Origin of the sequence: Variovorax gracilis (assembly GCF_030317115.1) — a bacterium.
In the GTDB taxonomy this organism is placed as follows: Bacteria; Pseudomonadota; Gammaproteobacteria; order Burkholderiales; family Burkholderiaceae_C; genus Variovorax; species Variovorax gracilis.
In genome coordinates this window covers 1-1802 of record NZ_JASZYF010000087.1, presented here as the reverse complement: position 1 = coordinate 1802, position 1802 = coordinate 1, and the positions used below count along the sequence as shown (strand labels likewise).

At 69.6% G+C, this 1802-nt stretch carries 2 protein-coding genes; both read right to left on the bottom strand.

Translation table 11 applies throughout. The annotated features are described in order from the left end of the window. Positions 1-2: 2 nt before the first annotated feature. Positions 3-1040: an L-idonate 5-dehydrogenase gene (locus QTH97_RS36825; RefSeq protein ID WP_286573730.1), complete on the bottom strand. Its 1038-nt coding sequence runs from the start codon at positions 1038-1040 to the stop codon at positions 3-5. Between the two features lie 8 nt (positions 1041-1048). Then, on the bottom strand, positions 1049-1802 hold a 754-nt coding region (locus QTH97_RS36820), incomplete at its 5' end, for a glucose 1-dehydrogenase (RefSeq protein ID WP_286573729.1).

Below are 1802 nucleotides of genomic sequence, written 5' to 3'. Positions count from 1 at the left end.
GCTCAATCGAAGTTCAGGAGGACCTTCATCGCCTGCGACCGGTCGGCTGCGAGCGCAAAGGCGCGCGCCGAATCGCGGTAGGACAGCGTGGCCGAGATCAGCGGCTTGACGTCCACCAGCCCCTTGTTGAGCAACTCCACCGCGACGGCGAATTCCTCGTGGAAGCGGAAGGCGCCGCGCAGGTCGAACTCCTTGGCCACGATGGTGTTGATCGGCAACTGGATCTCGCCGCCGGCCAGCCCCAGTTGCACGATCACGCCGCGCGGGCGCAGCGCCTCGAAGGCGCCGACCAGCGCGCGCGGGTTGCCGCTGGCCTCCAGCAGCACGTCGAAGCTGCCCTTGTCGGCGGCGAAGCGCTTGAGGCCATCGGGCTCCTCGGCCACGTTGACCACCTCGTCGGCGCCGACCTTCAGCGCCTTGTCGAGCGTCAGCGCGCCGACGTCGGTCGCGACGATGTGCGCGGCGCCGGCGCGGCGCGCCGCAATGATCGCCAGCGCACCGATCGGCCCGCAGCCGGTCACCAGCACCCGCTGGCCCAGCAGCGGGCCCGCGCGCCGCACCGCGTGCAGCGCCACCGACAGCGGCTCGGCCATCGAGCCCTCGCCGTCGCTGACCGTGTCCGCGAGCTTGTGCGCCTGGTGCGTCTCGACCACGATCTGCTGGCGGAACGCGCCCTGGACGTGCGGGTTACGCATCGCGCTGCCGTAGTAGCGCATGTCCAGGCAGTGGTTCTGCAATCCCTGCTGGCAGAAGCGGCACAGGCCGCAAGGCCGGCTCGGGCTGATCGCGATGCGCTCGCCCGGCTGAAAGCCCGTGACGGCGGAGCCCACCGCCTCGATCATCCCCGCCACCTCGTGGCCCAGCACCATCGGCTGCTGGATGCGCACGGTGCCGAAGCCCCCGTGCTGGTAGTAGTGCAGGTCGGAGCCGCAGATGCCGCCGCAGCGCACGCGCACCTGCAACTGGTCGGCGCCGAGCTCGGCGGTTTCGATCTCTTCGACGCGCAGGTCGCCGGGGGCATGAATGACGAGTGCTTCCATGGTCTTTCTCAGAGAGTGGCGGTCACGCCGCCGTCCACATAGAGGATGTGGCCGTTGACGAAGTTGGAAGCATCGCTCGAAAGGAACACGGCCGCGCCCACCAGGTCCTCGACATCGCCCCAGCGGCGCGAGGGCGTGCGCCCGACCAGCCATTTGGTGAAGTCCTCGTTGCTGACGAGTGCCTCGGTCAGCTCGGTCTTGAAGTAGCCCGGCCCGAGGCCGTTGACCTGGATGCCGTGCTGGCCCCAGTCGATGGCCATGCCTTTGGTCAGCATCTTCACTGCGCCCTTGCTGGCCGTATAGGGCGCGATGCCGGGGCGGCCGAGCTCGCTCTGCACCGAGCAGATGTTGACGATCTTGCCGCGTCCGCGCGGGATCATGCGCTGCGCCACCGCCTTGCCGACGAGGAACACGCTGTCGACGTTGGTCTTCATCAGCTCGTGCCAGCTCGCCTCCTCGAACTGGTCGAGCGGCCCGCGGCGCTGCATGCCGGCGTTGTTGACCAGGATGTCGATGGCGCCGTTGTCGGCCTCGATGCGGGCGATGGCGGCGTTCACCGCATCGCCCGAGGTCACGTCGAAAGCGGCGGTGAGGACCGTGGCGCCCTCGTCGCGCAACCGCGAGGCGGCTTGCTCCAGCTTGCCGGCATTGCGCGCGTTGAGGATCACGCGGGCGCCGGCGCCGGCCAGCCCGCGCGCCAGCGCGAAGCCGATGCCCGCGCTGGAACCGGTGATGAGCGCAGTGCGCCCGGTGAGGTCGAAG